We start from the raw sequence: 2133 nt of genomic DNA on the forward strand, positions 1-2133 counted from the left end.
GCACAGACAACCAGGAGGTTGGCTTAGAAGCAGCCACCCTTGAAAGAGTGCGTAATAGCTCACTGGTCAAGTGATTCCGCGCCGACAATGTAACGGGGCTCAAGCACGCCACCGAAGTCGTGGCATTACCGCATTCGATAGGCCTTCGTGGTCCAGTCGTGGTGATGGGTAGGAGAGCGTCGTGTGCCGGGTGAAGCGGCGGTGGAAACCAGCCGTGGACGGCACACGAGTGAGAATGCAGGCATGAGTAGCGAAAGACGGGTGAGAAACCCGTCCTCCGGAAGACCAAGGGTTCCAGGGTCAAGCTAATCTGCCCTGGGTAAGTCGGGACCTAAGGCGAGGCCGACAGGCGTAGTCGATGGACAACGGGTTGATATTCCCGTACCGGCGAAGAACCGCCCACACGAAACCAGGAGTGCTAAGCATCCCAAGCCGTGACCGACCCTTCGGGGAACGTTGCGGGGCGGCATGCGACCCCATCTGGTGGAGTGAGCGTGATAACAGGTGTGACGCAGGAAGGTAGCCCAGCCCGGGCGATGGTTGTCCCGGGGCAAGCGTGTAGGCCGAGCGATAGGCAAATCCGTCGCTCATCCAGGCTGAGACGTGACGCGGATGAAAAGTGGGTGATCCTATGCTGCCGAGAAAAGCATCGACGCGAGGTTCCAGCCGCCCGTACCCCAAACCGACTCAGGTGGTCAGGTAGAGAATACCGAGGAGATCGAGAGAATCGTGGTTAAGGAACTCGGCAAAATGCCCCCGTAACTTCGGGAGAAGGGGGGCCGGATTCGTGAAGGGACTTGCTCCCGGAGCGTTGAAGGCCGCAGAGACCAGTGGGAAGCGACTGTTTACTAAAAACACAGGTCCGTGCCAAGTCGCAAGACGATGTATACGGACTGACGCCTGCCCGGTGCTGGAAGGTTAAGAGGACCGGTTAGCCTCACGGCGAAGCTGAGAATTTAAGCCCCAGTAAACGGCGGTGGTAACTATAACCATCCTAAGGTAGCGAAATTCCTTGTCGGGTAAGTTCCGACCTGCACGAATGGCGTAACGACTTCCCAGCTGTCTCAACCGCGAACTCGGCGAAATTGCATTACGAGTAAAGATGCTCGTTACGCGCAGAAGGACGGAAAGACCCCGTGACCTTTACTACAGCTTGGTATTGGTGTTCGGTGTGGCTTGTGTAGGATAGGTGGGAGACTGTGAAGCGGGCACGCCAGTGTTCGTGGAGTCATTGTTGAAATACCACTCTGGTCACTCTGGATATCTAACTTCGAACCGTGATCCGGTTCAGGGACAGTGCCTGGTGGGTAGTTTAACTGGGGCGGTTGCCTCCCAAAGAGTAACGGAGGCGCCCAAAGGTTCCCTCAACCTGGTTGGCAATCAGGTGGCGAGTGTAAGTGCACAAGGGAGCTTGACTGTGAGACTGACAGGTCGAGCAGGGACGAAAGTCGGGACTAGTGATCCGGCAGTGGCTTGTGGAAGCGCTGTCGCTCAACGGATAAAAGGTACCTCGGGGATAACAGGCTGATCTTGCCCAAGAGTCCATATCGACGGCATGGTTTGGCACCTCGATGTCGGCTCGTCGCATCCTGGGGCTGGAGTAGGTCCCAAGGGTTGGGCTGTTCGCCCATTAAAGCGGTACGCGAGCTGGGTTTAGAACGTCGTGAGACAGTTCGGTCCCTATCCTCTGCGCGCGCAGGAAATTTGAGAGGATCTGACCCTAGTACGAGAGGACCGGGTTGGACGAACCTCTGGTGTGCCAGTTGTTCCGCCAGGAGCACCGCTGGTTAGCTACGTTCGGGATGGATAACCGCTGAAAGCATCTAAGCGGGAAGCCGGCCTCAAGATGAGATTTCCATCCCTTCGGGGGAGAGGCTCCCAGCCAGACGACTGGGTTGATAGGCCAGATGTGGAAGCACCGCAAGGTGTGCAGCTGACTGGTACTAATACGCCGACAACTTGACAATCACCACACACACCACGTTTCGTAAGGCAATGGTGTGTGGCCCTGATGACTCGCGTCCACTCTGTGGTTCCCAACAGACGGAAACCCAACCACAACAGAACAGAGCAACACACCCACCACCCCGACCCACACGGGCGGGCCTGGTGGGCACCGAGACCACCAACCCC

1 rRNA gene is annotated in these 2133 nt (G+C 57.3%); it reads left to right on the forward strand.

The features are described 5' to 3' along the window. Positions 1–1967, forward strand: a 23S ribosomal RNA gene (locus ACFQ58_RS17845); the annotation flags it as partial. Between the last annotated feature and the right edge of the window lie 166 nt (positions 1968–2133).

Source organism: Agromyces sp. NPDC056523 (assembly GCF_042794545.1).
Lineage (GTDB): Bacteria > Actinomycetota > Actinomycetes > Actinomycetales > Microbacteriaceae > Agromyces.